This window comes from Micromonospora tarensis (assembly GCF_016803395.1).
Lineage (GTDB): Bacteria > Actinomycetota > Actinomycetes > Mycobacteriales > Micromonosporaceae > Micromonospora > Micromonospora tarensis.
Genome location: NZ_JAEVHL010000026.1, coordinates 1 through 26,016 on the forward strand (window position 1 = coordinate 1; position 26,016 = coordinate 26,016).

Consider the following 26,016-nt stretch of genomic DNA (forward strand, 5'->3'; position numbering starts at 1 on the left):
GACGGCGCGGCCGGCGTGGCCGGGCCGGCGTCGCGGACCTCCCGGCCGGTGTGGGGCGCTGCTCGCCCGGGTCGGCGCTGGGCACCAGTCGGGGCTGCGGTGCCACCCCGCTGCTGCGGGGCGCGGCGGCGTCGGGACCCGGATCGTCGTCGATCGCCGGTCCGGTGGGACGGTCGTCGTGGTCCCGCGCCGTTCGTCTGCCCGTCACGACGTTCATTGCACACCGGTCCGGGAGCTGGAACGGGCAGCTGAGCCGCGTGTCGACGACAAATCGGACCAATGGCCGGGGTGGTCGGTCCGGTCCGCCGGCCCGGCACCCCCCATTGGTTCGCGGACGCCCCGGACGGGTCACTAGGCTTGCTGCTCATGAGTCACGTTCTCGCGGCAGTGGCCTGGCCGTACGCCAACGGCCCCCGCCACATCGGCCACGTCTCCGGTTTCGGCGTTCCCTCCGACGTCTTCGCCCGGTACATGCGGATGGCCGGCCACGACGTGCTCATGGTCTCCGGCACCGACGAGCACGGCACCCCGATCCAGGTGCAGGCCGACGCCGACGGGGTGACCCCGCGCGAGCTGGCCGACCGGTACAACAGGGTGATCGTCGAGGACCTGCACGGCCTAGGCCTCTCCTACGACCTGTTCACCCGCACCACCACCCGCAACCACTACGCGGTGGTGCAGGAGCTGTTCGAGGGGATGTACCGCAACGGCTACATCGTGCCGAAGACCACCATGGGCGCGATCTCCCCATCCACCGGGCGCACCCTGCCCGACCGCTACATCGAGGGCACCTGCCCGATCTGCGGGTACGACAGCGCCCGTGGCGACCAGTGCGACAACTGCGGCAACCAGCTCGACCCGATCGACCTGATCAACCCGAAGTCGCGGATCAACGGGGAGACCCCGAAGTTCGTCGAGACCGAGCACTTCTTCCTGGACCTGCCCGCCCTGGCCGAGGTGCTGCGGCAGTGGCTGGACACCCGGGAGGGATGGCGGCCCAACGTGCTGCGGTTCTCCCGCAACCTGCTCGACGACCTCCAGCCCCGGGCGATCACCCGCGACCTGGAGTGGGGCGTGCCGATCCCGCTGGACGGCTGGCGCGACCGGCCGGACAAGCGGATCTACGTCTGGTTCGACGCGGTGATCGGCTACCTGTCCGCCTCGATCGAGTGGGCCCGCCGCTCCGGCGACCCCGACGCGTGGCGGAGGTGGTGGTCCGCCGACGGTGCGGGTAAGGACGCCCAGTCCTACTACTTCATGGGCAAGGACAACATCGTCTTCCACTCGGTGATCTGGCCGGCGCTGCTCTCCGGCTACTCCGGCGAGGGCTCCCGCGACGGTGAGCCGGGCGAGCTGGGTCGGCTCAACCTGCCCACCGAGGTGGTCTCCAGCGAGTACCTGACCATGGAAGGGCGCAAGTTCTCCTCGTCCCGCAAGGTGGTCATCTACGTCCGCGACTTCCTGGAGCGCTACGACGCCGACGCGCTGCGGTACTTCATCGCCGCCGCCGGCCCGGAGAGCAACGACACCGACTTCACCTGGGCCGAATTCCTCCGCCGCAACAACGACGAGCTGGTCGCCGGCTGGGGCAACCTGGTCAACCGGTGCGTCTCGATGGCGGCGAAGAACTTCGGGGCGATCCCGCCGGTCGACCCGGCCGGGCTCACCGAGGCCGACGAGGCCCTGCTCGCGGTGGCCCGCGCCGGGTTCGGCACGGTCGGCGACCTGATCGGCCGGCACCGGCAGAAGCAGGCGATCGGCGAGGCCATGAAGGTGGTCGCCGAGGCCAACAGGTACCTCTCCGAGCAGGCGCCGTGGAAGCTCAAGGGCGAGGCGGACAAGCCCCGGATGGGCACCATCCTGCACGTCGCCCTCCAGGTGATCAGCGACGCCAACACGCTGCTCACCCCGTTCCTGCCGCACTCCGCGCAGCAGGTGCACGAACTGCTCGGCGGCACCGGTGTGCACGCGCCGATGCCGGTCATCGAGCAGGTCGACGACCTCGACGGCGGCCCGGCGTACCCGGTGCTCACCGGCGACTACACCGTCGGCGCGCGTTGGGAGTCGGTGCCGATCGAGGCGGACCGGCCGCTGGCCGCGCCGAAGCCGGTGTTCCGCAAGCTCGACCCGTCGATCGTCGACGAGGAGCTGGCCCGACTGGCGGACTGATCGCCCGGCGCGCGGCGATTGGACCTCCGGCCGCCGCGCGCCGTCACATCACGTACCGGGTGTCCATCACCTGGTCGTTGGTCACCTCGGCGGCCGGCGCCCAGGCCTCGTAGACGCCCCGTTCCTGGCACTGCGCACCGGTCGCGGCCACCGTGTCCGGGTTCGGGTAACGCAGCCGGATCCGCAGCCACCCGGCCTCCTCCCGCAGTACCAGGCACGGCACCCCCCGCCACTGGGCGAACCGGAGCCGGCGGGCCACCGCGTCCACCGGGTAGCGGGCGGCCCGGGTCATCGCCAGCACCCGGAACCCGCCGGGCAGGTCGGCCACCGCCTCGTACTCGTTGTCGCCGTACATCCCGACCAGTTGGGTGGAGCGCGGCGCGTCGCCGTTCGGCACGTACTCCTGGTCCGGCGAGAGACCCGGCACCCCGGCCAGCAGGTGCCGCCACTGCGGGCCCACCATCCGTAACCACCCGCGCTGCTCGGCCTGGTAGGTGTAGAGCACCACCTCGACCCCCTGCGCCGGGTAGGCGACCAGGGTGGCGTTCGCCGGCATCGGCAGGTCGGCGAAGTCCCGGGTGACGAACTCCGGGATGAGCTGACGGTTGCTGGGCACGAAACCCGTGCCCAGCACCGGCGCGCCGAGCCGGTCCCGGGATGCCAGTGCGGTCAGACCCCGGTGGGCCTCGCCCGCCGGCACGTCGTAGTCACCCGGATCGGAGGCGCGCCAGCGCAGCGCGTACGCCACGTCCGAACCGTCCCGGCCGACCTCCCCGTCGGTGCGCAACACTGTCGTCGCCGCGGGCGTCCGCAGATGTGCCACATCGTGTTCCCGGTAGCAGAAGCCGTGCGGCAGCCAACCCCGCACGTACCCGGAGAGCTGCTGGGCCGAGAGCACCTTCATCATCCGGGTGCCCCGCCGGACCACCGCCGATCCGCGCGCCATCGCCAGCACCGGGTCACTGGCCGCCGCCGGTTGCTGGCTGAGCTGGTGCAGGTACGCCCAACCCCGTTCGCGGTGCGCCGGCATCATCAGCGGCGTCTCCGGCTCGTCGGCCGGTTCCGTCGCCCCGTGCACGGCGGTCACCTCGGTGACGTGCACGAACCGGCGCCACGGCAGGGCGCCACCGGGGCGGGGCGCCCACTCGAAGCCGTTCACCTCGTCCGCGCTGAACAGCTCGTACGCGGCGCCGCGGGCGATCTCCTCGGCGGGGTAGACGCCGCCAGCGAACGCCACCCGCAGCCCGGTCCGTTCGTCCTCGGTCCCGCCGACCCGGGGGGTGACGCTCATACCGTCACCTCCCGTGTCCTCAGCGAGCTCGCTCACCGGCGACGGTAGAGTCGCGCGGCGTAGTCGAGGTGAACGTCGGGTGGCGGGCAGATGGACAGGCCCGGTGTGTGATGCTGTCGCTGATGAGCGAGCCCACTGAGTCCCGCCGAGAGCGGGTTGCGCGACGGGCCGGAGAGTTTCCGCCCGCCCCCGAGTCGCTGCCCCGCCCGGTGCTGGACAGCCACACCCACCTGGACATCACGGTCAGCGAGGCCGGTGTGCCCGGCGGCGGGCCGGCCGACGACCCGGTTGCCGCGGCGATCGCGTTGGCCACCGGGGTCGGCGTGGACCGGCTGGTTCAGGTGGGGGTGGACGTCGCCTCCTCGCGGTGGGGCGCGGACACCGCCGACAAGTACCCGGCCGTGCTGGCCACCGTGGCGCTGCACCCCAACGAGGCACCCCGGCTGACCGACCTCGACGAGGCGCTGCGGGAGATCGAGTCACTCGCCGCGCGGGACCGGGTCCGGGGCATTGGCGAGACCGGTATGGACTTCTTCCGGACCGGCGACGAGGGGCGGGCCGCGCAGGAGGAGAGTTTCCGGGCGCACATCGCCATCGCCAAGCGGTACGACAAGACGCTTGTCATCCACGACCGGGACGCGCACGCCGACGTGCTGCGGATCCTCGACGACGAGGGCGCTCCCGACCGGGTGGTGTTGCACTGCTTCTCCGGTGACGCCGACTTCGCCCGGGAGTGCGTCCGCCGGGGCTACCTGTTGAGCTTCGCCGGCACGGTGACCTTCGGCAGCGCCGCGCCGCTGCGCGAGGCCGCCGCGCTGACCCCGGTGGACCAGCTGCTGGTGGAGACCGACGCCCCGTACCTCACCCCGATGCCGCACCGGGGCCGGCCGAACGCCTCGTACCTGATCCCGCTCACCGTCCGCGCGCTCGCCGCGACCACCGGCAGTGACCTGGACGAGTTGTGCGCGGCCATCTCCACCACCGGCGACCGGGTCTTCGGGCCGTGGTGAGCCCGGCCCGACGGTCGGCGCCGACCCCGTCGCTACGCTGCCAGGCATGACCGGTCTCCTCGGCCCGGCGGAGATCCGGGAACTCGCCGCCCGGCTGGGCGTCGCGCCCACCAAGAAGCTGGGCCAGAACTTCGTGCACGACCCGAACACCGTGCGCCGGATCGTCACCGCCGCCGGTCTGACCCCCGACGACGTGGCAGTGGAGGTGGGTCCCGGACTCGGCTCGTTGACCCTGGGGCTGTTGCCGGTCGCCGGGCACGTGCACGCCGTGGAGATCGACCCGGTGCTCGCCGGGGCGCTGCCCGAGACCGTCGCGCGGCACGCCGGGGCCGACACCGGCCGGCTCACCGTGCATCCCGCCGACGCCCTGCGCATCGACGCCGCCACGTTGGCCGACCCGCCGCCGACCGCGCTGGTGGCGAACCTGCCCTACAACGTGGCAGTGCCGGTGGTGCTGCACCTGCTCGCCGTGCTGCCCACCCTGCGACACGGCCTGGTGATGGTGCAGAAGGAGGTCGCCGACCGGCTCGTCGCCGGTCCCGGCTCGAAGGTGTACGGCATCCCGTCGGTCAAGCTCGCCTGGTACGCCCAGGCCCGGGGCGCTGGGCGGGTGCCCCCGAACGTGTTCTGGCCGGTGCCGAACGTCGACTCCGGTCTGGTCTCCTTCAGCCGCCGGAAGCCGCCCCGGGACGACGTGTCCCGGGAACGGGTCTTCGCGGTGGTGGACGCGGCGTTCGCGCAGCGCCGCAAGACGCTGCGCGCCGCGCTGGCCGGCTGGGCTGGTGGCGCGGACCGGGCCGCCGAGGCGCTCACCGCCGCCGGCGTCGACCCGGGCGCCCGGGGGGAGTCGCTGACCGTGGCGCAGTTCGCCGCCATCGCCGCGTCGGCTCCGGTCGGTACGCCGGCCGCGAAGTAGGCTGACGCCGTGCCCGCCGAGGACGTTGAGGAGCTGATCGTGGCCAAGCCGTTCGACATCCGCCTGCACCTGCCGGATGTCACCCCGTGACCGAGGCTTGGCGACCGGACGACGAGGACGAGCGACGCGGCGCCGCCGGGCCGGTGAAGGTCCGGGTGCCGGCGAAGGTCAACCTGCACCTCGGGGTGGGTCCGCTGCGCCGCGACGGATTCCACGAGCTGAACACGATCTACCACGCCATCTCGATCTACGACGAGCTGACCGCCCGCCGGGGCGACACCCTCGCCCTGACCATGGAGGGTGAGGGCACCGGCGAGCTGGCCCTGGACGACAGCAACCTGGTGATCCGCGCGGCGCACGCCCTCGCCGGTTACGCGGGCGTGCTGCCGCACGCGCGACTGCACCTGCGTAAGCAGATCCCCCTCGCCGGTGGGCTGGCCGGCGGCAGCGCCGACGCGGCCGCCGCGTTGGTGGCCTGTGACGCGCTCTGGGGCACCGGGCTCTCCCGCGACGAGCTGGCCGGGATCGCCGCCGACCTCGGCTCCGACGTGCCCTTCCTGATCTACGGGGGCACCGCGCTGGGCACCGGCCGGGGCGAGGCGATCAGTCCGGTGCTGGCCCGCCCCACCTCGTGGCACTGGGTGGTGGCGATCGCCGACGCCGGCCTCTCCACGCCGGCCGCGTACCGGGAGCTGGATCGGCTCCGCGACTCGGGTGCCGCCGGCGCACCGCTGGGCAGCACCGATGCCCTGCTGGGGGCGTTGCGTCAGCGCGACCCCCGGGTGCTCGCCCGTACCCTCGGCAACGACCTCCAGGATGCCGCGCTGACCATGCGCCCGGCGCTGGCTGACACCCTCAAGGCCGGCGAGGCGGCCGGCGCGCTCACCGGCATCGTCTCCGGCTCGGGCCGACCTGCGTGTTTCTCGCCGCCAGCGCGGCCGACGCGGAGCGGATCGCCGCCGAGTTGACCGCTGCGGGCGTGTGCCGGGAGGCGCGGGTGGCGCACGGTCCGGTCGCCGGTGCCCGGATCGGCTGACCGCACGTCCGGTCGGTCCACCGCGCCCCTGCCGACGGGCGGCGCGGACGGCTGAGGCGTCCGCGTACCCTTGGGTCAGGCGTCCCGAGGTGCCCGCCGGCACCGGGACGCCTTGATCATGAAGGGTGGAATGTGGCGAACATCGTCAATCTGGACCGGGTGTCCAAGGGCTACGGCGCCGCTGGGCGGCTGCTCACGGACGTCTCGCTCGGCCTGGACGACGCCGACCGGATCGGCGTGGTCGGCCTCAACGGCGCCGGGAAGTCCACCCTGCTGCGGCTGCTCACCAAGCAGGAGGATCCCGACGACGGCCGGGTGACCCACCGTCGCGACCTGCGCGTGCTCTGGCTGCCGCAGCAGCTCACCCTCGCCCCCGACGCCACCGTCCGGGACGTGGTGCTCGGCACCGCCTGGCTCGCCGAGGGCATGGGCGCCGAGCACGAGTGGGCCGGCGACGCCGGGGTGCGCGCCATCCTCGACGGCCTCGGCATGCCGCACCTCGGTCTCGACCAGCCGGTCGGCCCGATGTCCGGTGGCGAACGACGCCGGGTGGCGCTCGCCGCGCTGCTCGTCCGCGACTCCGACCTGCTCATCCTCGACGAGCCCACCAACCACCTGGACGTCGGCGGTGTCGACTGGCTGGCCCGGCACCTGGTCGGCCGCAAGGGCGCCCTGGCCGTGGTCACCCACGACCGGTGGTTCCTGGACGCGGTCTGCACCACCACCTGGGAGGTCGCCGACCAGACCGTCCGCGCCTACGAGGGTGGCTTCGCCGCCTGGATCCTCGCCCGCGCCGAGCGCGAGCGCGTCGCCGCCGCCACCGAGGCCCGCCGGCAGAACCTGCTCCGCAAGGAGATCGCCTGGCTGCGCCGTGGGCCGCCGGCCCGGACCTCCAAGCCGCAGTTCCGCATCGACGCCGCCAACGCGCTGATCGCCGACGTACCGCCGGCGCGGGACACCATGTCGTTGCAGCGCATGGCCGTCTCCCGGCTCGGCAAGCAGGTGTACGAGCTGGAGAACGTCGAGCTGCACGCCGGGCCGAAGGAGATCCTGCGCGACGTCACCTGGCTGGTCGGTCCCGGCGACCGGATCGCCATCCTCGGTGCCAACGGCGCCGGCAAGACCACGTTGCTGCGGATGCTCGCCGGCATCACCCGCCCCGACGGTGGCCGTCTCGGCACCGGCTCCACAGTGCGGCCCGCGTTCCTGTCCCAGGAGCTCGCCGAGTTGCCCGGGCACCTGCGCGTGCTCGAAGCCGTCGAGGAGGTCGCCCGCCGGGTGCAGCTCGGTGACCGGGAGGTCTCCGCGTCCCAGCTCGCCGAGGTGTTCGGCTTCGACGACCGCCGGCTCTGGACCCCGGTCAGCGACCTCTCCGGTGGGGAACGCCGCCGGTTGCAGATGCTGCGCCTGCTCGCGGGAGAGCCCAACGTGCTGCTCTTCGACGAGCCCACCAACGACCTGGACACCGACACTCTCGCCGCGTTGGAGGACCTGCTCGATTCGTGGCCCGGCACGATCATCGTGGCCAGCCACGACCGCTACCTGATCGAGCGGGTCACCGACACCGCGTACGGGATGTTCGGTGACGGCCGGCTGGTGCACCTGCCGGGCGGGGTGGACGAGTACCTGGCGCGGACCGCGGAGCGGCCGCGCCTCCCGGGGTGGCGCCAGCCCGAGCAGCGCGCCCGCCAGCCCGGGCACCGGTGGCATGTCCGCCGCCGAGGTCCGGCAGGCCCGCAAGGAACTGAGCCGGCTGGAGCGGCAGCTCGGCAAGCTCGACCAGCGCGAGACCACGTTGCTCGATCAGCTCGCGGCGGACGCCACCGACTATGCCCGGGTCGCCGAGTTGGACGCCCAGCTCAAGGATCTGCGCGCCGAGCGGGAGCAGATCGAGGAGAGCTGGATGACCCTCGCCGAGGACTTGCCGGAGAGCTGAACGGTCCGGGCGCGCCGACCCGGGACCGTGTGCGGCGTCACACCGCCACATGCGAGACAATCGTCGGCGACACCTCACCCCACGGCGTTGGAGACACAGACATGGCCCACACCCCCGTCAACCACCCCGCGCGCCGATCTACCGGGCGATCGGCGGGCTGACCGGTCTGTACCTGGTCGTCTTCGGTGTGCTCGGCATCGTCACGAGCGCCGGCAACGAGATCCTCGCGCAGGACGACACCCGGGTCCTCGGTCAGGGCACCAACCTCGGCTTCTCGCTGCTCAGCGTGCTGCTCGGGCTCGTCGTGCTGGTCGGCACCGCGCTCGGCCGCAACATCGACGTGGCGATCAACCAGTGGCTGGCGTACTCGCTGATGGTGATCGGCCTGGGTGGTCTCGCGTTCATCCGGACCGACGCCAACATCTTCAACTTCAGCATCACCACGGTGATCGTGGTGCTGTCGGTCAGCCTGGTGCTGCTCGTGGTCGGCATGTACGGCAAGGTCGGCACGGACGATGAGGCGGAGGCGTTCCAGAAGGCTCGTCTCGTTCTCTGAATCCTTTGGGTCGCGGCCGGGGGTTTTCGCCGGAGCCCGAGCTGCTCCGGGCGGTCAGGCTTGATCCCTGCGCAGCTCGGGCTCCGGCGAAAACCTGACTTGGTCCAGCCTTCGGCGGACCCTTTCGGCTTCGTGGTTCTTCGGACAGTTGGCGCTGCCCGGGGTGACAATCTCCTGAATTGGTCAATCAGGGGGTCTGGTTATGCCGCACTTTCCGGTCAATCATCCGGCACGGCCGCTCTACCGGCTTCTCTCCGGGCTGATCGGCGTCTACATCCTGGTCTTTGGCGTCTGGGGCGTCGCCGAGACGATCGGCGACCCGCTCTTCGCCCGGAGCAGCACCTGGGCCCTCGGGCTGCGGACCAACCTGGCCTTCTCGCTCGCCTCGGTGGTCTTCGGAATCGTCCTGATCATCGGGGCTTCGCGGCGCACCAACCTCGGCCACTACATGAACCTCACCGCCGGCGCGGTGTTCCTGGTGACAAGCATCCTGATGATGTCCGTGCTGCAGACCGAGGCGAACTTCCTCAACTTCTCGATGTCGACAGTGGTGGTGTCGATGCTGTTCGGTCTGATCCTGCTGGGCACCGGCCTGTACGACAAGGTCGGCCCGCCGGAGCGGGCCGAGGCGGAGCGGGAGCGCCGCAGACACCCGGTGGCCGACGTGCACCGCCGTTGACCGGCGTCAGCGGCGTCGCGCGGTGATCAGCGTCGGTTTGGCCTCCAGATGCGACAACCCGTTCCAGGCCAGGTTGACCAGGTGCGCCGCCACCGTCTCCTTGCGCGGCTTGCGCACCTCCAGCCACCAGCGGCCGGTCAGTGCCACCATCCCGACAAGCGCCTGCGAGTACAACTCGGCGAGCTTCGGATCGTACCCACGGCTGTTGAACTCGGCGCCCAGGATGTGCTCGACCTGGTGCGCCACGTCGTTCATCACGCTGCTGAAGTTGGCCGTGCCGGACATCAGCGGTGACTCGCGGACCAGCACCCGGAAACCGCTGGTCTCCTCTTCGATGTAGCCGAGCAGCGCCAGCGCGGCCTGTTCCAGCAGCTCACGGGGGTGCCCGGCGGTCAACGCCGTGGTGATCCGGTCCAGCAGGGCGCGGACCTCCCGGTCCACCACCACCGCGTAGAGCCCTTCCTTGCCGCCGAAGTGCTCGTACACGACCGGCTTGGAGACCTTTGCGCGGGACGCACCTCCTCGATGGAGGTGGCGTCGAAACCGCGTTCGGCGAAGAGTTGCCGGCCCGTCGCGATCAACTGCTCGCGTCGTTGGGCCGCTGACATCCGGACCCGGGAGGTGGCAGGCTTGGCTTTCGGGGTCGGCGGTGTCGCCCGTCGGGCCCCGACGCCCGCGCTGTCACCCTCGTTGACCTGGGGCATGTCGCCGCCTTGCTGGCGCTCGGTGACGCCCTGCCGTGGAATGGTGCCTCCGCTGTGCCCGTTCACGTCGTCGCCTCACTGGCGGACGGTCCGACCGCCCCGCCGGGCCGTTCGACCGTGCCCGGATCAGGCTCGGCTCCCCATCCGCCGAGCCGTCCGGTCCCCCGCGTGGCTCGGCCATCCGGTCATCCTGCCAGGCGGCCTCCCCCGGCACCGCCCGGTTTAGCGGGGTGCGACCGGCTTCACCAGCTTGGCGGCGAGGCGCTCCGGCTTGGGCCAGCGCACCTGAGTCGCCGCGCCCATCTTCTCGAACAGCCAGATCACCCGGGCGGAGATGTCCACCTGGCCGCGCAGCACGCCGTGCCGGGCACTGGTCGGGTCGGCGTGGTGCAGGTTGTGCCAGCTCTCGCCGAACGACAGGATCGCCAGCGGCCAGAAGTTCGACGCGCGGTCGCCCTGGCGCATCGCGAACGGACGCTCGCCGTAGACGTGACAGACCGAGTTGATCGCCCAGGTGACGTGGTGCAGCAGACCGATCCGGACCAGCCCGGCCCAGAAGAAGGCGGTCAGCGCGCCCTGCCAGGACCAGGTCACCAGGCCGCCGATCACTGCCGGGCCGAGCAGTGAGATGGCCACCAGTGCGGGGAAGAGGCGGTCGACGCGGCTGATGTCACGGTCGGCGATGAGGTCCGGTGCGAAACGCTCGCGGTTGGACAGTTCCCGGCGGAACAGCCAGCCCACGTGTGCGTGGAACAGCCCCCGGGTCAACGCCCAGAAGCTGGTGCCGAAGCGCCACGGGGAGTGCGGGTCACCCTCCAGATCGGAGAACGCGTGGTGCCGCCGGTGGTCGGCGACCCACTGGATGATCTCGCCCTGCACGGCCAGCGAACCCGCGACCGCCAGGGTCACCCGCAGCCACCGCTTGGCCTTGAAGGAGCCGTGCGTGAAGTAGCGGTGGAAGCCGACCGTGATGCCGAGCCCGGATACGACGTACCAGACCAAGCCGATGATCACGTCGGTCCAGCCCAGCCAGCCACCCCAGGCCACCGGGACGGCGACCAGCAGGGCGACGAAGGGGATCACCACGAATGCCCAGAGGGCGGCCAGGATTCCGGAGGACTGGCTGCCGTCGGTGAGTGGTTTGGGGCCGGGGGTGGCGGTGTTGGGATCGAGCAGGGCAGTGGACATGGGACCTCGCAGGGGGATGGAAGCGACGAAGTTACGCCTACGTCACCGTAACTTACGGCACCGTAGATCGCACGGGGAAGTTTGGAAAAAACCTCGCTTGGCGGCTCGAACCCGCAGGTCAGCAAGGTTTACCGGGGACGGGTGCGGGGGCTCGACTCGCCGCCGGTCGAGCCCTGCGGGTGGCCCACCGAGGGGTGCCGGGGGCCCGGGTCGGCGACGGGTGGGCGGGATGAGCGATGGCGTCCGGCGCTCGGGGCGCTAAGGTGTAGCGGCGGGATGTCCATCCCTCGTGCGACGTGCTCGCGTCGCTGATCGGCCGTGGTGTAATTGGCAACACCCGGGTCTTTGGTACCCGTATTTCAGGTTCGAACCCTGGCGGCCGAGCTGCCCACCTACGTCCGTTTTAGGTTCCGGTGGGGGTAAGAGGGGAACGTGCCGGGCCTCGCGGTTAGCATGGCCGCGAGAGTGTCCGCCGTCCCGACGGGAGCCACGTCGTGCCCCAGTCCCACCTCCGTACCGTCGTCGTGCTCGCCGCCGGTGAGGGCAAGCGGATGAAGTCGACACTGCCCAAGGTGCTGCACCCCCTGCTCGGTCGGACGCTGCTCGGCCACGTGCTGAGCGCCGCCGCCCCGCTGGGCGCGGACCGTACCGTCGTCGTGGTGGGGCACGGCGCCGACCAGGTGCGCGCGCACCTCTCCGAGGTCGCCCCGACCGCCACCCCCGTGCTCCAGGCCGAGCAACTCGGCACCGGGCACGCTGTGCGGATCGCACTGGAGGCCGTGCCGGACGGCGCGGGCACCGTCGTGGTGATCAACGGGGACGTGCCACTGCTACGCCCGGAGACGGTGGGCGCGCTGGTGACCGCGCACGAGGAGGCCGCCGCGGCGGCCACCGTGCTGGCCGCCGAGGTGCCCGATCCGACCGGCCTCGGGCGGATCGTCCGGGACGCCGACGGCCGGCTGGAGCAGATCGTCGAGGAGCGCGACGCCGACCCGACGCAGCGCGCGATCCGCGAGATCAACGCGGGCATCTACGCGTTCGACGCGGTCCGGCTGCGCGAGTCCCTCGGCAAGCTCTCCACCGACAACGACCAGGGCGAGGAGTACCTGACCGACGTCTTCGGCCTACTCCGCTCGGCCGGCGAACCGGTCGCCGTGCACGTGGCCGTGGACCACGTCGAGACATTGGGCTGCAACGACCGGGTGGAGCTGGCGATTCTGCGCCGGCTGCTGCGCGACCGGGTCAACGAGGCCTGGATGCGTACCGGGGTGAGCCTGCTCGACCCCGCGACCACCTGGATCGACGTGACGGTGGCGCTCGACCGCGACGCGGTGGTCGACCAGAACACCCAGCTGCGCGGCGGCACGGTGGTCGGCGCGGGAGCGTTGGTCGGCCCGGACGTGACGCTCGTCGACACCATCGTCGGCCCCGGCGCCTCGGTGGTCCGTAGCCACGCGGTCGGGGCCGAGGTCGGCGAGGGCGCCAGCGTCGGGCCGTACGCGTACCTGCGGCCGGCGGCGCGGTTGGGCGAGAAGGCGAAGGTCGGCACGTTCGTCGAGGTGAAGAACTCGCAGATCGGCACCGGTTCGAAGGTGCCGCACCTGACGTACGTCGGCGACGCGACGATCGGCGAGCAGACCAACATCGGCGCCGCCTCGGTCTTCGTGAACTACGACGGGGTCAACAAGCACCGCACGGTGATCGGCAGCCACGCGCGGACCGGGGCGGACAACATGTTCGTGGCGCCGGTCGAGGTGGGCGACGGGGCGTACACGGCCGCCGGCTCGGTCATCGTCGACGACGTGCCGGCGGGCGCGATGGGCGTCGCCCGGGCACGTCAGCGCAACATCGAGGGCTGGGTGGTGAAGCGGCGCGCCGGTACGGCCGCGGCGGAGGCGGCCCAGCGGGCCCGGGACGCGGAGGGCGCGCAGCGAACTGGCGACGCGAAGGGTGCGTCGGAGGGGGCCGGTACCGCAAGCGACAGTGAGGCAATCCACGGGGTGGCCGAGACGGTGGGCGGTGCATCCGGCACGGGAGATACTGCAACCGAATAGTCCCTGACCCACCACCACCGGGTCGGGTACCGCCGACAAAACGGGAGCAGACGGGCCCATGGGCAGCATCGTCGCCGAAAACCGCAAAAGCCTGATGCTCTTTTCCGGACGTGGCTTTCCGGAGTTGGCCAAGGAGATCGGTGAGGTGCTCGGCGTAGCGCCGACCCCGGCCGACGCGTACGAGTTCGCCAACGGCGAGATCTTCGTACGGTTCAAGGACTCCGTGCGCGGTTCGGACGCCTTCGTGGTGCAGTCCGTCACGCACGGGGTGAACACCTGGGTCATGGAGACCCTGATCATGGTGGACGCGCTGAAGCGGGGGTCGGCCAAGCGGATCACCGTGGTGCTGCCGTTCTACCCGTACGCGCGGCAGGACAAGAAGCACCGCGGTCGGGAGCCGATCTCGGCCCGCCTGGTGGCGGACCTGTTGAAGACCGCCGGCGCGAACCGCATCCTCACCGTCGACCTGCACACCGCGCAGATCCAGGGCTTCTTCGACGGCCCGGTGGACCACCTCTTCGCGATGGACATCCTGGCCGAGTACGTCGAGCACAAGTACGCCGGCCGGCCGATGACCGTGGTGGCGCCGGACTCGGGCCGGGTGCGGGTGGCCGAGCGGTGGACCGACCGGTTGGGTGGCTGCCCGCTGGCGTTCATCCACAAGACCCGGGACCCGATGAAGCCGAACCAGGTCGTGGCGAACCGGGTCGTCGGTGAGGTCGAGGGTCGGGTCTGCCTGATCGTCGACGACATGATCGACACCGGTGGCACGATCGCCAAGGCCGCCGACATCCTCAAGGAGTCGGGTGCGGCGGAGATCGTGGTCGCGTCCACCCACGCGCTGCTGTCCGACCCGGCGACCGAGCGGCTGAAGAACAGCTCGATCAGCGAGATCGTGGTGACCAACACGTTGCCGCTGCCGCCGGAGAAGCAGTTGGACAAGCTGACCGTGTTGTCGATCGCGCCGCTGCTGGCGCGGGCGATCCGGGAGGTCTTCGACGACGGTTCGGTGACCACCCTCTTCGGCGGCCTGAGCTGAGCCGCGCGCCCCGTTTCCGGCACTCGCGTTCCGGTGCGGGCGGGGCCTGACAAACTGGTCGAAACGAGGCCGGCGCGCTGGCGGCGAACCACACCGACGCGCCGGTCCCGAGCCGTGACCGGGGACTGCCGGAAACGCTGGAAACAGCTCGGGTAGACTGGTGCGGTTGCCACGGCGAGGGTGCCCGGCGGGCCGCTGAAAAGCGCCGCACGGAGGCACCGTCATCGACGCGGTGCTCCGGGCAGTCGTTCATGACGCATGAGCCCCAGCGAGCCCCTCGCCCCAGCACCGCCAGACGACAAGCCGCCGCAGCGAAAAGCATCAGGAGTTTCCCCGTGTCCGAGGTAAAGATCAGCGCCGAGCCCCGCACCGAGTTCGGCAAGGGTGGTGCCCGCCGTACCCGCCGGGCCGGCAAGGTGCCCGCCGTGCTGTACGGCCACGGCGAGAAGCCCAAGCACATCGCGCTGCCGTCGCGGGAGTTCGCCGCCGCGATCCGCAAGGGCGGTGCGAACCAGCTCTTCGCGATCGACATCACCGACGGCACCCAGGTGCTGGCGCTGCCGAAGGCGATCCAGCGTGACCCGATCCGGGACACCTTCGAGCACGTCGACCTCATCCTGGTCCGCCGGGGCGAGAAGGTCACCGTCGAGGTCCCGGTCCAGCTGACCGGCGAGGCCGCCCGGGACACCCTGATCGTGCACGACCACGACACCCTCTCGGTGACCGCGGACGCCACCAAGGTCCCGGACCACCTCGAGGCCTCGATCGAGGGCCTGGAGGCGGGCACCCAGGTGACCGCCGGCGACGTCGAGCTGCCGGCCGGCGTCGAGCTGGCCGCCGACTCGGAGCTGACCGTCGCGTCGGTGACCGCCGCCCCGACCGCCGAGCAGCTCGAGGCGACGCTGCCCGAGGTCGAGGCGGCCACCGACGAGGCCGAGGCCGAGGTCGGCGAGACCACCGAGGGCTCCGAGGGCGCGGACGCCCCCGAGGGCGAGGAGCCGACCGAGGCGCGCACCGAGGCCTGATCGGTTCGTACTGTGCGACAGGCGTCCCCGGATGTTCGGGGGCGCCTGTCGGCGTATCGGCACGCGGTGGGATGAGCGTCGGGAGGGACGGGTCGTGACGGACGAGTCGGGGCCGTGGCTGGTGGTCGGCCTGGGCAACCCCGGGCGGGAGTACGCCGGCAACCGGCACAACGTCGGGTTCATGGTGGCCGAGCTGCTGGCCGGGCGGACGAGCGCGCGGTTCGGCCGGCACAAGCGGGCGGTGGCCGAGGTGGCCGAGACGCGGCTGGGGTTCGGTGGACCGAAGCTGGTGTTGGTGAAGCCGCTGACGTACATGAACCTCTCCGGCGGGCCGGTGGCCGCGCTGGCGCAGTTCTACAAGGTGCCGGCGGCGCAGGTCATCGCGGTCCATGACGAGCTGGACATCGGGTTCGGTCAGGTGCGGGTCAAGTTCGGCGGCGGCGAGGGCGGGCACAACGGCCTGCGCTCGATGTCGAAGTCGTTGGGCACGAAGGACTACGCCCGGGTGCGGTTCGGCGTGGGCCGACCGCCGGGGCGGCAGGACCCGGCGGACTACGTGCTGTCGGATTTCGGCGCGGCGGAGCGCAAGGAAGTGGATTTCCTGGTGGACCGGGCTGCCGACGTGGTGGAGTCGGTGATCCTCAAGGGCGTGGAGCCGACGCAGAACCTCTACCACGGCGGCTGAACCGGGCGGGGCGTACCGGATCGGGCGTTGCGGGCCGGTAGTCTGCGCCTTTCGGCGTGCCGCGACCGGCGACGCGAGTCGCGGCGGATCGGCCCGTGCGGGCAGCGCGGCGAGGCGACGGGAGCGGGCAGATGAGCAGTCCTCCGATGATCGATGGCGCGTTCGCCCGGTGGTTGGCGTCCCGGGCCGGGCAGGCACTGCTCGACCTGCGCACGGAGCTGGGTTTCGCGGACACCGGGGCGCTGAAATCGGCCGGGGACAAGGTGTCGCACGACCTGATCCGCACGGAGTTGGCGAAGTGGCGCCCGGGTGACGCGGTGCTCTCCGAGGAGGACGAGGGGTCGCGGTTGGCCTGGGCCGCGGAGGTGAACACCGGAGCGGTGTCGCGGCTGACCGCCGACCGAGTGTGGATCATCGATCCGTTGGACGGCACCCGGGAGTTCGCCGAGGAGGGCCGCTCGGACTGGGCGGTGCACGTGGCGCTCTGGGCGCGTAACGCGCCGAGCCCGCACGGCCTGCTGGCTGGCGCGGTGGGGCTGCCGGCCCAGCACCGGGTGCTGGGCACGGACTACCCGCCGGCGTACCCGCCGATGACCGTCGAGGCGGCGACCGCCGGCGAGCGGAAGATCCGGCTGGCGGCGAGTCGGAGTCGGCCGCCGGTCTTCCTGACCGACCTGGCCGAGGATGTCGGGGCGCACCTGGTGCCGATGGGTTCGGCCGGCGCGAAGATCGCCGCGGTGGTCACCGGTGAGGTGGACGCGTACATCCACGCCGGTGGGCAGTACGAGTGGGACTCGGCGGCCCCGATCGCTGTGGCGACGGCCACCGGACTGCACGCTTCCCGGATCGACGGTTCTGCGCTGAAATACAACGAGGCGGATCCGCGCCTGCCGGACCTGCTGGTCTGCCGCAAGGATCTCGCCAGCCGGTTGCTTGCAGCGCTGCAGAGGCATTCCGGGTAGCCTGAGCGGACTTCTTGACATGCCCGACCGGAAAGGTCTGGAAATCGGATGAGCGAGCGAATCGAGCCGGTGTCATGACCACTCCCGCGGCATACCAGGTCTCCCACCTGGACGCCCTGGAGGCGGAGAGCATCTTCGTCATGCGCGAGGTGGTCGCCGAGATGGAACGCCCGGTGCTGCTCTTCTCCGGCGGCAAGGACTCGATCGTCATGCTGCGGCTGGCGCAGAAGGCGTTCGCCCCGGCCAACATTCCCTTCCCCGTCATGCACGTCGACACCGGGCACAACTTCCCCGAGGTCCTGGAATACCGCGACCAGCGGGTCGCCGAGCTGGGGTTGCAGCTCGTGCTGGCGAGCGTGCCGGAGGCCCTGGCCAGCGGCCTGGTCCGGGAGTCCGCCGACGGCATGCGTAACCGGATCCAGACGCCGGTGCTGCTGAACGCTGTGGAGAAGCACCGCTTCGACGCGCTGTTCGGTGGCGCCCGCCGCGACGAGGAGAAGGCGCGGGCCAAGGAGCGGGTGTTCAGCTTCCGCGACGAGTTCGGCCAGTGGGACCCGAAGAACCAGCGACCGGAGCTGTGGTCGCTGTACAACGGTCGGCACCACCCGGGCGAGTCGATCCGGGTCTTTCCGCTGTCCAACTGGACCGAGCTGGACGTCTGGCACTACATCGCCCGGGAACGCATCCCGCTGCCCTCGATCTACTACGCGCACGAGCGTGAGGTGATCGAGCGGGACGGCATGTTCTACGCCGTCAACGAGTTCTTCCGCCCCCGAGCGGGCGAGGAGCGGTTCAAGGCGCAGGTGCGTTACCGCACCGTCGGCGACGCCTCCTGCACCGCCGCGGTCCGTTCCGACGCGGACACCGTGGAGAAGGTCATCGAGGAGGTGGCGGCCACCCGGATCACCGAGCGTGGCGCCACCCGCGGTGACGACCGGGTCAGCGAGGCCGCCATGGAGGACCGCAAGCGGGAGGGCTACTTCTGATGAGCACCGAGATCGTCGCCCCGGCCGCCGAGGCGCGGCCGATGGACCTGCTGCGCTTCGCCACCGCCGGCAGCGTGGACGACGGTAAGTCCACGCTGATCGGTCGGCTGCTCTACGACACCAAGTCGCTCTTCACCGACCAGTTGGCCGCCGTGGAGGCGGTCAGCGCGGCCCGCGGCGACGAGTACACGAACCTGGCGTTGCTCACCGACGGTCTGCGGGCCGAGCGGGAGCAGGGCATCACCATCGACGTGGCGTACCGGTACTTCGCCACCCCACGGCGCAAGTTCATCATCGCCGACACCCCCGGGCACATCCAGTACACCCGCAACATGGTCACCGGGGCGTCCACCGCCGACCTGGCGCTGATCCTGGTGGACGCGCGCAAGGGGCTGGTCGAGCAGTCCCGACGGCACGCGTTCCTGTGCTCCCTGCTGCGGGTGCCGCACCTGGTCCTCTGTGTCAACAAGATGGACCTGGTGGACTGGTCCCAGGAGGTCTACGAGCAGATCGCCGACGAGTTCACCGCGTTCGCCGCGAAGCTCGACGTACCGGACCTGACAGTGGTGCCGGTCTCCGCGTTGCGCGGCGACAACATCGTCAGCCGATCAGAGAACATGCAGTGGTACGAGGGCCCGTCGCTGCTGCACCACCTGGAGCGGGTGCACATCGCGAGCGACCGCAACCTGGTCGACGTCCGGTTCCCGGTGCAGTACGTGATCCGTCCGCAGTCCACCACTGTCACCGACTACCGCGGTTACGCCGGTCAGGTCGCCTCCGGTGTGCTCAAGCCGGGTGACGAGGTGATGGTGCTGCCGTCCGGCTTCAGCAGCCGGATCGCCGCCGTGGAGACCGCCGACGGGCCGGTCCCGGAGGCGTTCCCACCGATGTCGGTGACGGTACGACTGGCCGACGAGATCGACATCTCCCGGGGTGACCTGATCTGCCGGCCGAACAACGCGCCGGCGGTGGCCCAGGACATCGAGGCGATGGTCTGCTGGATGGACGAGACCGCCCCGCTGCGGGTCGGCGGTCGGTACGCCATCAAGCACACCACCCGGTCGGCGCGGGCCATCGTGCGCGGCCTGCACTACCGACTGGACATCAACTCGCTGCACCGCGACGAGTCGGCCGACGAGCTGCGGCTCAACGAGATCGGCCGGGTGCGGCTACGCACCACGGTGCCGCTGCTGGCCGACGAGTACCGCCGCAACCGCACCACCGGAGGCTTCGTCATCATCGACGAGACCACCAACCGCACGGTGGGCGCCGCCATGATCGTCGAAGCCGGCTGACACCCCCCGGCCCCGCCAACGGACCGCGCCGCCCGCCCGCCCGCGGCGAGATCGCGCTCGAGCTATGAAGTAGTGGCCTCGCCCAGCGGGCGAGGCCACTACTTCTCTGAACAAGCACGATCTCCCCTTCCCCAGCTCACCCACCCCTCGCCCTGCCCGGTGATCAAGCAGTTTGCGTCAGGATGCGGGTTGGAATCGACGCAAAATTCTTGATCAACCTGGGTGGAGTGGGAGTGGGGAGTGGGGCGGGTTAGGCGAGGCGGGTGGCGCCGGGGGAGGGGAGGACCGGCACGGTGCCGGGGGTGGTGAAGCCGCGTTCGGCGTACGCCGTCGTTACCGCTGCGGCTACCGCGTCGGCGCGGTCGACCTCAACCAGGGCGAGGACGCAGCCGCCGAAGCCGCCGCCGGTCATCCGGGCGCCCAGCGCGCCGGCCGCCAACGCCGCCTCGACCGCGGTGTCGACCTCCGGCACGGTGATCTCGAAGTCGTCGCGCATGGACACGTGCGAGGCGGTGAGCAGTGGGCCGATCTCGTTGACCCGGGCCGCGCGGAGCAGCGCCACCGTGTCCAGTACCCGCTGGTCCTCCGTCACCACGTGCCGGACCCGCCGCCGGGTCTCCTCGTCGTCGAGCTGAGCCAGCGCGGCGTCGAGCTGGTCCACGCCCACGTCCCGCAGCGCGGCCACCCCGAGCGCACGGGCCCCCGCCTCGCAGGAGCGGCGGCGGGCAGCGTACTCCCCGTCGGCGTGCCGGTGCGGCGCCCGGCTGTTTATGACCAGCACCGCCAGCCCGGCCGCCTCGAGATCGAACGGAATGTGCTCGACCGACTCGTCGCGGCAGTCCAGGAAGAGGGCGTGCCCGGCGCGGCAGCGGATCGAGGCCGACTGATCCATGATGCCGGTCGGCGCACCCACGTAGACGTTCTCCGCCCGCTGCGCCAGCCGAGGCTGAGCTGTCGCGGGCAACTCCAGCCCACCGAGGTCGAGCAGGGCGGCCAGCACGGCCGACTCCAGTGCGGCCGAGGAGGAGAGCCCGGAGCCCAGCGGCACGTCGGAAGCGATCGCCAGCCGGGCGCCCGGCACCCGGTGACCCGCCTCGCGGAGCGCCCAGACCACACCCGCGACGTACGCCCCCCAGCCGGTGACCCGGCCCGGCTCGGCGACGTCGTGCGCACCGAAGGTGATCGTCTCGTCGGGAAGCTCGGACCAGACCGTCCAGTGCTCGCCGTCCTGGCGGTCGGCGGCGACGATGGTCCGCATCGGGAGCGCGAAGGGTAGGACGAACCCCTCGTTGTAGTCGGTGTGCTCGCCGATCAGGTTGACCCGGCCGGGAGCCGCCCAACTACCGGCGGCCTGACCGCCGAACTGCGCGGTGAAACCGGCGGCGGCCCGCCCGACGACGTCACCGACCGGCTGCGGCGCGCTCACTGTGCCCTCTTCGATCGCGACTGTGGGGCTCGCAAACCCGGCTCACTCCTCGCGCTCACTGTGCCCTCTTCGATCGCGACTGTGGGGCTCGCAAACCCGGCTCACTCCTCGCGCTCACTGTTGCCCCAGGATGTGCGTGCGGTAGAACGCCCAGGCGTCGCCGACCATGTCGTGCAGGGTCGGCTTCTGTGGCACCCAGCCCAGCTCGTCGCGGGCCAGCGCGGCGGACGCGACCAGCTCGGCCGGGTCGCCCTCGCGGCGCGGCGCGACCTCGACGGGCAGCTCGTGCCCGGTGACCTCGCGGACCACGTCGACGACCTGACGGTTGGTGAAGCCGTTGCCGTTGCCCAGGTTGTAGATCCGGTGTTGGCCGGCGGTGGCCGCGTCCAGCGCCAGTAGGTGCGCCCGGGCCAGGTCGCGACGTGGATGTAGTCGCGGACGCAGGTGCCGTCCACGGTGGGGTAGTCGTCGCCGAACAGTTGGAGCTTCTCCCGCCGGCCGGCGGCGACCTCCAGCGCGATCGGAATCAGGTGCGTCTCCGGGTCGTGCCGTTCGCCGAGCGTGACGTCGCCGTCGAGGTGGGCGCCCGCCACGTTGAAGTAGCGCAGCGACACCGCGGCCAGCCCGTGCGCGATCGCCTCGGAGGTGAGTGCCATGTCGACGGCGAGCTTGGTGGCGCCGTACGTGTTGGTGGGGGCCTTGACCGCGTGCTCCGTGATGGGCAGCTCGGTCGGGTTGCCGTAGACGGCGGCGGTGGAGGAGAAGACCATCCGGGGCACCCCGGCCGCGCGTACCGCGTCGATGAGGGCGAGCGTGCCGATGGTGTTGGTCTGCCAGTACAGCTCGGGTTTGACCATCGACTCGCCGGCGGCGATCAGGGCGGCGAAGTGCAGCACGCCGTCGAAGCCGGCATCGGCGGTGATGACGCGGGCGGCGTCGTGGATGGACGCTTCGACGTGGGTGGCGTCCGGGGCGAGGGCCTCGCGGTGCCCGGTGCGCAGGTCGTCCAGCACGACCACCTGGTGGCCCGCGTCGAGCAGCATCCGGGTCACCACGCTCCCGATGAAACCGGCGCCCCCGGTGACGAGCAGTTTCACGTCGTTGCCTCCTGCCTGGCCCGCTCGGGACGTGGCCCTTCGTGATCACACTAGGACGGTGGCCGGCACCCACGCCGACGCCACCGGCAACCCCATTCCATCATAATCTCTCACGATTAAACAGAGCCGAACATCGGTGGGCTGCTCCGCGGGATCGCCCGTGCGACGGGCCCACGGTGTCTACCATCTCTGTCATGCGGGAAGCGGCCCGTACCGGGCTCCGGCGGCGCGCGCGGGTACACCCCCGCCGCGACCCCGGCCCGCTCGCCCGGGCCGTCGCCCGATTGGTGGTCCGCGCCGCGGACGGCACCACCCGACTCGTCACCGACCTGCTCGGGACCGGTCCGGCCGCCGGCCGGGAGCGCATCTCCGAGGCAGACCTGCGGGACCTGGTCGCGGCGAACACGGTGCTCGACCCGGACGAACGCCGGATCATCGACGAGGTCCTGGTGGCCGGCGCCAGCCTGATCCGCGAGGTGATGATGCCGCGCACCGAGGTGGTCTTCCTCCCGGCGCGGCTGACCATCGCCGAAGCCGCCCGACTGGTCCGCGCCGAAACGCACACCCGGTACCCGGTCACCGACGGCACCCACGACGACGTGGTCGGCTTCGTGCACCTACGGGACGTGCTGCTGCGCCCGGACGCCGACCAGTGCGGCACCGTCGGCGAGCTGGCCCGGGAGGTGAAGCGGTTCCCCGGCAGCAAGCGGGTGCTGGCCGCGCTGACCGAGATGCGCCGGGAGGGCCAGCACCTGGCGGTGGTGGTCGACGAGTACGGCGGCACCGCCGGCATCGTCACCCTCCAGGATCTGATCGAGGAGTTGATCGGTGAGATCCACGACGAGTACGACGCCGCCCCGGACCCGGTGCACGCCGGCCTCCCGGCGGTGGTGGACGGCCGACTCAACCTCGCCGACTTCGCCGAGCGGACCGGGGTGGCCCTCCCGGTCGGGCCGTACGAGACGGTGGGTGGCTTCGTCATGGCCGCGCTGGGCCGGCTGCCGGTGACCGGCGACGAGGTGCCGGTGCCCGCCGAACCCGCCGACGTCGGCGCGCCTGGTCCGGCCGACCCGCCGGGTGGCTGGCTGGTGCGGGTGCTCACGGTGGACGGCCGCCGGGTGGCCCGACTCGCGGTCTCGGCCATGCGCCTGCCGGAGGCTCGCCGGGAGGCGGTGGCCGGGCAGCAGCGTCGGCTCGCGGCCGGCTCGACGCGTCGGGCCGGCATGGACGAACCACGCGAGGTCAGCACCCCGGCATCGGCGGGCCGTCGCCAACCCGCCGGCCCGTCATGACGTACCGGGTTGCTTGCTGACAGAATTATCGCCATGTCCGACGTTCCCGCCCGCCCCCGCGTCTTCTCCGGCATCCAGCCGACGGCCGACTCGTTCCACCTCGGCAACTATCTCGGCGCCGTGCGGCACTGGGTGGCGCTACAGGACACCCACGACGCGTTCTACTGCGTGGTGGACCTGCACGCCATCACCGCCGGGCACGACCCGGCGGTGCTGCGGCAGCGTTCCAGGGTGGCCGCGGCCCAGCTCTACGCGGTCGGGCTCGACCCGGAACGAAGCACCCTGTTCGTCCAGTCGCAGGTGCCCGAGCACCCGCAACTGGCCTGGGTGCTCGGCTGCATCACCGGCTTCGGCGAGGCCAGCCGGATGACCCAGTTCAAGGACAAGTCGCAGAAGCAGGGTAACGAGCGGGCCAGCGTCGGGCTGTTCACCTACCCGGTCCTGCAGGCCGCCGACATCCTGCTCTACCAGGCCAACGCGGTGCCGGTCGGCGAGGACCAGCGGCAGCACCTGGAGCTCTCCCGCGATCTGGCCCAGCGCTTCAACTCGCTGTTCGGCGCGACGTTCACGGTGCCCGCGCCGCACATCGTGAAGGACACTGCCAAGATCACCGACCTCCAGGACCCGACCGCGAAGATGTCGAAGTCGTCGTCCTCGCCGGCCGGCATCATCGACCTGCTGGAAGATCCGGCCCGGTCGGCGAAGAAGATCCGGTCGGCGGTGACCGACACCGGTCGGGAGATCGTCTTCGACGCGGAGACCAAGCCGGGCGTGTCCAACCTGCTCACCATCTACTCGGCGCTGAGCGGGCGCGGCATCGACGAGCTGGTGGCCGCGTACGCCGGCCGCGGCTACGGCGACCTGAAGAAGGACCTGGCCGAGGTGGTGACCGACTTCGTCCGGCCGATCCAGGAGCGCACCCGCGGCTACCTCGACGACCCGGCACAGCTGGACAAGCTCCTCGGCGCCGGCGCGGAGAAGGCACGCGCGGTGGCCTCGACGACCCTGCGGTCGCGTACGAGCGGGTCGGGTTCTTCCCGCCCGTGCGCGGCGAATAGTTCCCGATACAGGTGGACGGGTCGGTGGTCGGAGGGGCGGCGCGAAGCGTGGATCGCAGTGGCGGGGTGCCGCCGACCGGCGACACCATCCAGATCGGCATCGCGGTGGACATTCCCGAGCCGTGGGGTGCCCAGCTCACCCGGCGGCGGGTCGAGGCCGGCGACCCGTTGGCGGTGCCCGCGCACGTGACGTTGCTCGGGCCCACCGAGATCCAGATGGCGAGCCTGCCCGCGGTCGAGCAGCACCTGGCCGCCGTCGCCGCCGCACATCTGCCGTTCACCCTGCACCTGCGCGGCACTGGCACGTTCCGGCCGGTCACCCAGGTGGTGTTCGTCGCGGTGGCCGCCGGGATCAGCGAGTGCGAGTTGCTGGCCGCCGCCATCGCCGCGTCCCCGGGCCTGCGCCGCACGGCCCGCTTCCCGTACCATCCGCACGTCACAGTGGCGCAGGACGTGGCAGCGGATGCCCTGGACAAGGTGTACGAGGACCTGGCCGACTTCTCCGCGATGTTCGAGGTCGACGCGTTCACCCTCTTCTCGCACAGCGGGCAGGCCCGGTGGCAGCCGCGTCGGGACTTCCGCCTCGGCACCTGAGCCGTCGGCGACGCGCCGGTCGGCGAGCATCGAGAGCCGGTTGCCACTACAGCGGTGGGAGATCGGCGAGGATGATCGCGTGAACGTGATCGGCCGGATCGAGGCGGGCATCGACCGCTGGGTGAGCGCCGCGCGCCACCGGTCGGGGCTCTTCGATCACGTGTGGCGGGCCGGCGCGCTCTACGCCGAGGTGCTGGCCGGGCGGCTGGCCGCCGCGATCGCCTACTACGGCTTCTTCGCGGTGTTCGCGCTGGCCCTGGTGGCGTACTCGATCTTCGGCGCGATCCTCGAGGACAACGACGAGGTGAGCGCGGCGGCGGCCAACTTCCTCAAGGAGAATCTGCCGTTCCTGGATGCCCAGCAGATCGCCAACTCCAGCAACACGGTCGGGGTGGTCGGCCTGGTCATCCTGGTCTTCACCGGGATCGGCTGGGTGGAGGCCATCCGGTCCTCGCAGCGGTTGATGTACCAGCTCAACCAGCAGCCGGGCAACCTGGTGGTGCGACGGCTGGTCGACCTGGGCGTGATGATCGGCATCTTCGTGCTGCTCGGTGTCTCGGTCGCGGCGGTGGACGCGTTGGAATCGCTGCTGCGGTTCCTGCTGCGCAGCACCGGATCGGTCGGTCTGACCACGATCAGCGCGGTGCTCAGCGTGCTGGTCAACACCGTGCTCGCCACCGCGCTGCTGCTCGCCGTGCCCCGGCTGCGGATGAGCCGGTCCCGGCTGCGCCCGGTGGTGCTGCTGGTGGCGGTCGGCATCACGCTGCTGAACACCGTCGGGCGGTACTACGTGGTGCGGACCGAGCGGAACCCGGCGTACACCGTGGTGGCCGGTGCGGTCGGTCTGCTGCTCTACCTCTACCTGCTCAACCAGCTGGTGCTGTTCGGCGCGGCGCTTCTCGCGACCAGCACCAAGGGCCGGGTGGTGGACCTGGCGGAGACCCCGGCCCCGCCGAAGGTGGTCGACGAGGACACCGGTCCCGGTACGCCGGGCGGTGCCGGCTGAGGACGGAGGTGG

General features: G+C 71.4%; 17 protein-coding genes, 1 tRNA gene and 7 pseudogenes. 19 read left to right on the forward strand and 6 right to left on the reverse strand.

Annotated elements, in window-relative coordinates; all coding sequences use genetic code 11:
• A pseudogene (locus JM949_RS36675) lies at positions 1-208 on the reverse strand (hypothetical protein); the annotation flags it as partial.
• 158 nt (positions 209-366) lie between these two features.
• On the opposite strand from JM949_RS36675, the gene metG reads away from it, so the two are divergent.
• Positions 367-2,169, forward strand: a complete 1,803-nt coding sequence (gene metG, locus JM949_RS08685; protein WP_203147922.1) for a methionine--tRNA ligase — start codon at positions 367-369, stop codon at positions 2,167-2,169.
• Between the two features lie 43 nt (positions 2,170-2,212).
• On the opposite strand, the gene JM949_RS08690 is transcribed toward metG, so the two are convergent.
• On the reverse strand, positions 2,213-3,460 hold the full coding sequence (locus JM949_RS08690; protein ID WP_203147923.1) for a hypothetical protein: 1,248 nt from the start codon (positions 3,458-3,460) through the stop codon (positions 2,213-2,215).
• Positions 3,461-3,570: 110 nt separating this feature from the next.
• Between JM949_RS08690 and JM949_RS08695 the strand changes: the two genes are divergently transcribed.
• The 6 genes and pseudogenes from JM949_RS08695 to JM949_RS08720 all read left to right on the forward strand — a co-directional run bounded on the left by JM949_RS08695 (position 3,571) and on the right by JM949_RS08720 (position 9,593).
• Complete coding sequence (locus tag JM949_RS08695; protein ID WP_203147924.1) at positions 3,571-4,470, forward strand: TatD family hydrolase; 900 nt, start codon at positions 3,571-3,573, stop codon at positions 4,468-4,470.
• Positions 4,471-4,516: 46 nt separating this feature from the next.
• On the forward strand, positions 4,517-5,386 hold the full coding sequence (rsmA, locus tag JM949_RS08700; protein WP_203147925.1) for a 16S rRNA (adenine(1518)-N(6)/adenine(1519)-N(6))-dimethyltransferase RsmA: 870 nt from the start codon (positions 4,517-4,519) through the stop codon (positions 5,384-5,386).
• Positions 5,387-5,472: 86 nt separating this feature from the next.
• Positions 5,473-6,422, forward strand: a pseudogene (locus JM949_RS08705) (4-(cytidine 5'-diphospho)-2-C-methyl-D-erythritol kinase).
• Between the two features lie 132 nt (positions 6,423-6,554).
• Positions 6,555-8,358: pseudogene (locus tag JM949_RS08710) on the forward strand (ABC-F family ATP-binding cassette domain-containing protein).
• Positions 8,359-8,459: 101 nt separating this feature from the next.
• A pseudogene (locus JM949_RS08715) lies at positions 8,460-8,914 on the forward strand (DUF4383 domain-containing protein).
• Between the two features lie 202 nt (positions 8,915-9,116).
• Positions 9,117-9,593 (forward strand): DUF4383 domain-containing protein, encoded by a 477-nt coding sequence (locus JM949_RS08720; RefSeq protein WP_203147926.1) that lies wholly within the window; start codon positions 9,117-9,119, stop codon positions 9,591-9,593.
• Between the two features lie 6 nt (positions 9,594-9,599).
• Here JM949_RS08720 and JM949_RS08725 read toward each other — a convergent pair.
• Together JM949_RS08725 and JM949_RS08730 are read right to left on the reverse strand one after the other, a co-directional pair.
• Positions 9,600-10,297, reverse strand: a pseudogene (locus tag JM949_RS08725) (TetR family transcriptional regulator).
• Positions 10,298-10,519: 222 nt separating this feature from the next.
• Complete coding sequence (locus tag JM949_RS08730; protein ID WP_203147927.1) at positions 10,520-11,485, reverse strand: acyl-CoA desaturase; 966 nt, start codon at positions 11,483-11,485, stop codon at positions 10,520-10,522.
• 312 nt (positions 11,486-11,797) lie between these two features.
• On the opposite strand from JM949_RS08730, the gene JM949_RS08735 reads away from it, so the two are divergent.
• The 8 genes from JM949_RS08735 to JM949_RS08770 all read left to right on the forward strand — a co-directional run bounded on the left by JM949_RS08735 (position 11,798) and on the right by JM949_RS08770 (position 19,531).
• A tRNA-Gln gene (locus JM949_RS08735) sits at positions 11,798-11,869 on the forward strand.
• A gap of 110 nt (positions 11,870-11,979) precedes the next feature.
• Positions 11,980-13,539, forward strand: a complete 1,560-nt coding sequence (gene glmU, locus JM949_RS08740) for a bifunctional UDP-N-acetylglucosamine diphosphorylase/glucosamine-1-phosphate N-acetyltransferase GlmU (RefSeq protein WP_203147928.1) — start codon at positions 11,980-11,982, stop codon at positions 13,537-13,539.
• A 58-nt stretch (positions 13,540-13,597) separates the two neighbouring features.
• A complete protein-coding gene (locus tag JM949_RS08745) occupies positions 13,598-14,578 on the forward strand; it encodes a ribose-phosphate diphosphokinase (protein ID WP_030329105.1) in 981 nt (326 codons plus the stop codon).
• A gap of 335 nt (positions 14,579-14,913) precedes the next feature.
• Positions 14,914-15,603, forward strand: coding sequence for a 50S ribosomal protein L25/general stress protein Ctc (locus JM949_RS08750; protein WP_203147929.1), 690 nt, complete (start codon positions 14,914-14,916; stop codon positions 15,601-15,603).
• 94 nt (positions 15,604-15,697) lie between these two features.
• Complete coding sequence (gene pth / locus JM949_RS08755; protein ID WP_203147930.1) at positions 15,698-16,288, forward strand: aminoacyl-tRNA hydrolase; 591 nt, start codon at positions 15,698-15,700, stop codon at positions 16,286-16,288.
• Between the two features lie 131 nt (positions 16,289-16,419).
• A complete protein-coding gene (locus JM949_RS08760) occupies positions 16,420-17,250 on the forward strand; it encodes a 3'(2'),5'-bisphosphate nucleotidase CysQ (RefSeq protein WP_203147931.1) in 831 nt (276 codons plus the stop codon).
• Positions 17,251-17,324: 74 nt separating this feature from the next.
• Positions 17,325-18,236, forward strand: a complete 912-nt coding sequence (gene cysD, locus JM949_RS08765; RefSeq protein WP_203147932.1) for a sulfate adenylyltransferase subunit CysD — start codon at positions 17,325-17,327, stop codon at positions 18,234-18,236.
• Positions 18,236-19,531 (forward strand): sulfate adenylyltransferase subunit 1, encoded by a 1,296-nt coding sequence (locus tag JM949_RS08770; protein ID WP_203147933.1) that lies wholly within the window; start codon positions 18,236-18,238, stop codon positions 19,529-19,531. Before cysD ends, JM949_RS08770 begins: the two co-directional genes overlap by 1 nt.
• A gap of 250 nt (positions 19,532-19,781) precedes the next feature.
• On the opposite strand, the gene galK is transcribed toward JM949_RS08770, so the two are convergent.
• Both galK and galE read right to left on the reverse strand, forming a co-directional pair.
• A complete protein-coding gene (gene galK, locus JM949_RS08775; RefSeq protein WP_203147934.1) occupies positions 19,782-20,957 on the reverse strand; it encodes a galactokinase in 1,176 nt (391 codons plus the stop codon).
• Positions 20,958-21,071: 114 nt separating this feature from the next.
• Positions 21,072-22,054, reverse strand: a pseudogene (gene galE / locus JM949_RS08780) (UDP-glucose 4-epimerase GalE).
• Positions 22,055-22,248: 194 nt separating this feature from the next.
• Between galE and JM949_RS08785 the strand changes: the two are divergent.
• The 4 genes and pseudogenes from JM949_RS08785 (at position 22,249) to JM949_RS08800 (ending at position 26,004) form a co-directional block, all read left to right on the forward strand.
• On the forward strand, positions 22,249-23,346 hold the full coding sequence (locus tag JM949_RS08785; protein ID WP_203147935.1) for a hemolysin family protein: 1,098 nt from the start codon (positions 22,249-22,251) through the stop codon (positions 23,344-23,346).
• A 33-nt stretch (positions 23,347-23,379) separates the two neighbouring features.
• Positions 23,380-24,404, forward strand: a pseudogene (trpS, locus tag JM949_RS08790) (tryptophan--tRNA ligase).
• A gap of 12 nt (positions 24,405-24,416) precedes the next feature.
• Positions 24,417-24,998 carry a 2'-5' RNA ligase family protein gene (locus JM949_RS08795; protein WP_407664716.1) on the forward strand — a complete coding sequence of 194 codons (582 nt, stop codon included), beginning with the start codon at positions 24,417-24,419 and terminating at the stop codon, positions 24,996-24,998.
• 79 nt (positions 24,999-25,077) lie between these two features.
• Positions 25,078-26,004: a YihY/virulence factor BrkB family protein gene (locus JM949_RS08800; RefSeq protein ID WP_203147937.1), complete on the forward strand. Its 927-nt coding sequence runs from the start codon at positions 25,078-25,080 to the stop codon at positions 26,002-26,004.
• Positions 26,005-26,016: the final 12 nt, after the last annotated feature.

Bases quoted from the DNA above. Each gene is read 5' to 3' on its own strand.
- metG (WP_203147922.1), top strand. From the start codon at position 367: ATGAGTCACGTTCTCGCGGCAGTGGCCTGGCCGTACGCCAACGGCCCC.
- JM949_RS08690 (WP_203147923.1), bottom strand. From the start codon at position 3,460: ATGAGCGTCACCCCCCGGGTCGGCGGGACCGAGGACGAACGGACCGGG.
- JM949_RS08695 (WP_203147924.1), top strand. From the start codon at position 3,571: ATGCTGTCGCTGATGAGCGAGCCCACTGAGTCCCGCCGAGAGCGGGTT.
- rsmA (WP_203147925.1), top strand. From the start codon at position 4,517: ATGACCGGTCTCCTCGGCCCGGCGGAGATCCGGGAACTCGCCGCCCGG.
- JM949_RS08720 (WP_203147926.1), top strand. From the start codon at position 9,117: ATGCCGCACTTTCCGGTCAATCATCCGGCACGGCCGCTCTACCGGCTT.
- JM949_RS08730 (WP_203147927.1), bottom strand. From the start codon at position 11,485: ATGTCCACTGCCCTGCTCGATCCCAACACCGCCACCCCCGGCCCCAAA.
- JM949_RS08745 (WP_030329105.1), top strand. From the start codon at position 13,598: ATGGGCAGCATCGTCGCCGAAAACCGCAAAAGCCTGATGCTCTTTTCC.
- JM949_RS08760 (WP_203147931.1), top strand. From the start codon at position 16,420: ATGAGCAGTCCTCCGATGATCGATGGCGCGTTCGCCCGGTGGTTGGCG.
- cysD (WP_203147932.1), top strand. From the start codon at position 17,325: ATGACCACTCCCGCGGCATACCAGGTCTCCCACCTGGACGCCCTGGAG.
- JM949_RS08770 (WP_203147933.1), top strand. From the start codon at position 18,236: ATGAGCACCGAGATCGTCGCCCCGGCCGCCGAGGCGCGGCCGATGGAC.
- JM949_RS08785 (WP_203147935.1), top strand. From the start codon at position 22,249: ATGCGGGAAGCGGCCCGTACCGGGCTCCGGCGGCGCGCGCGGGTACAC.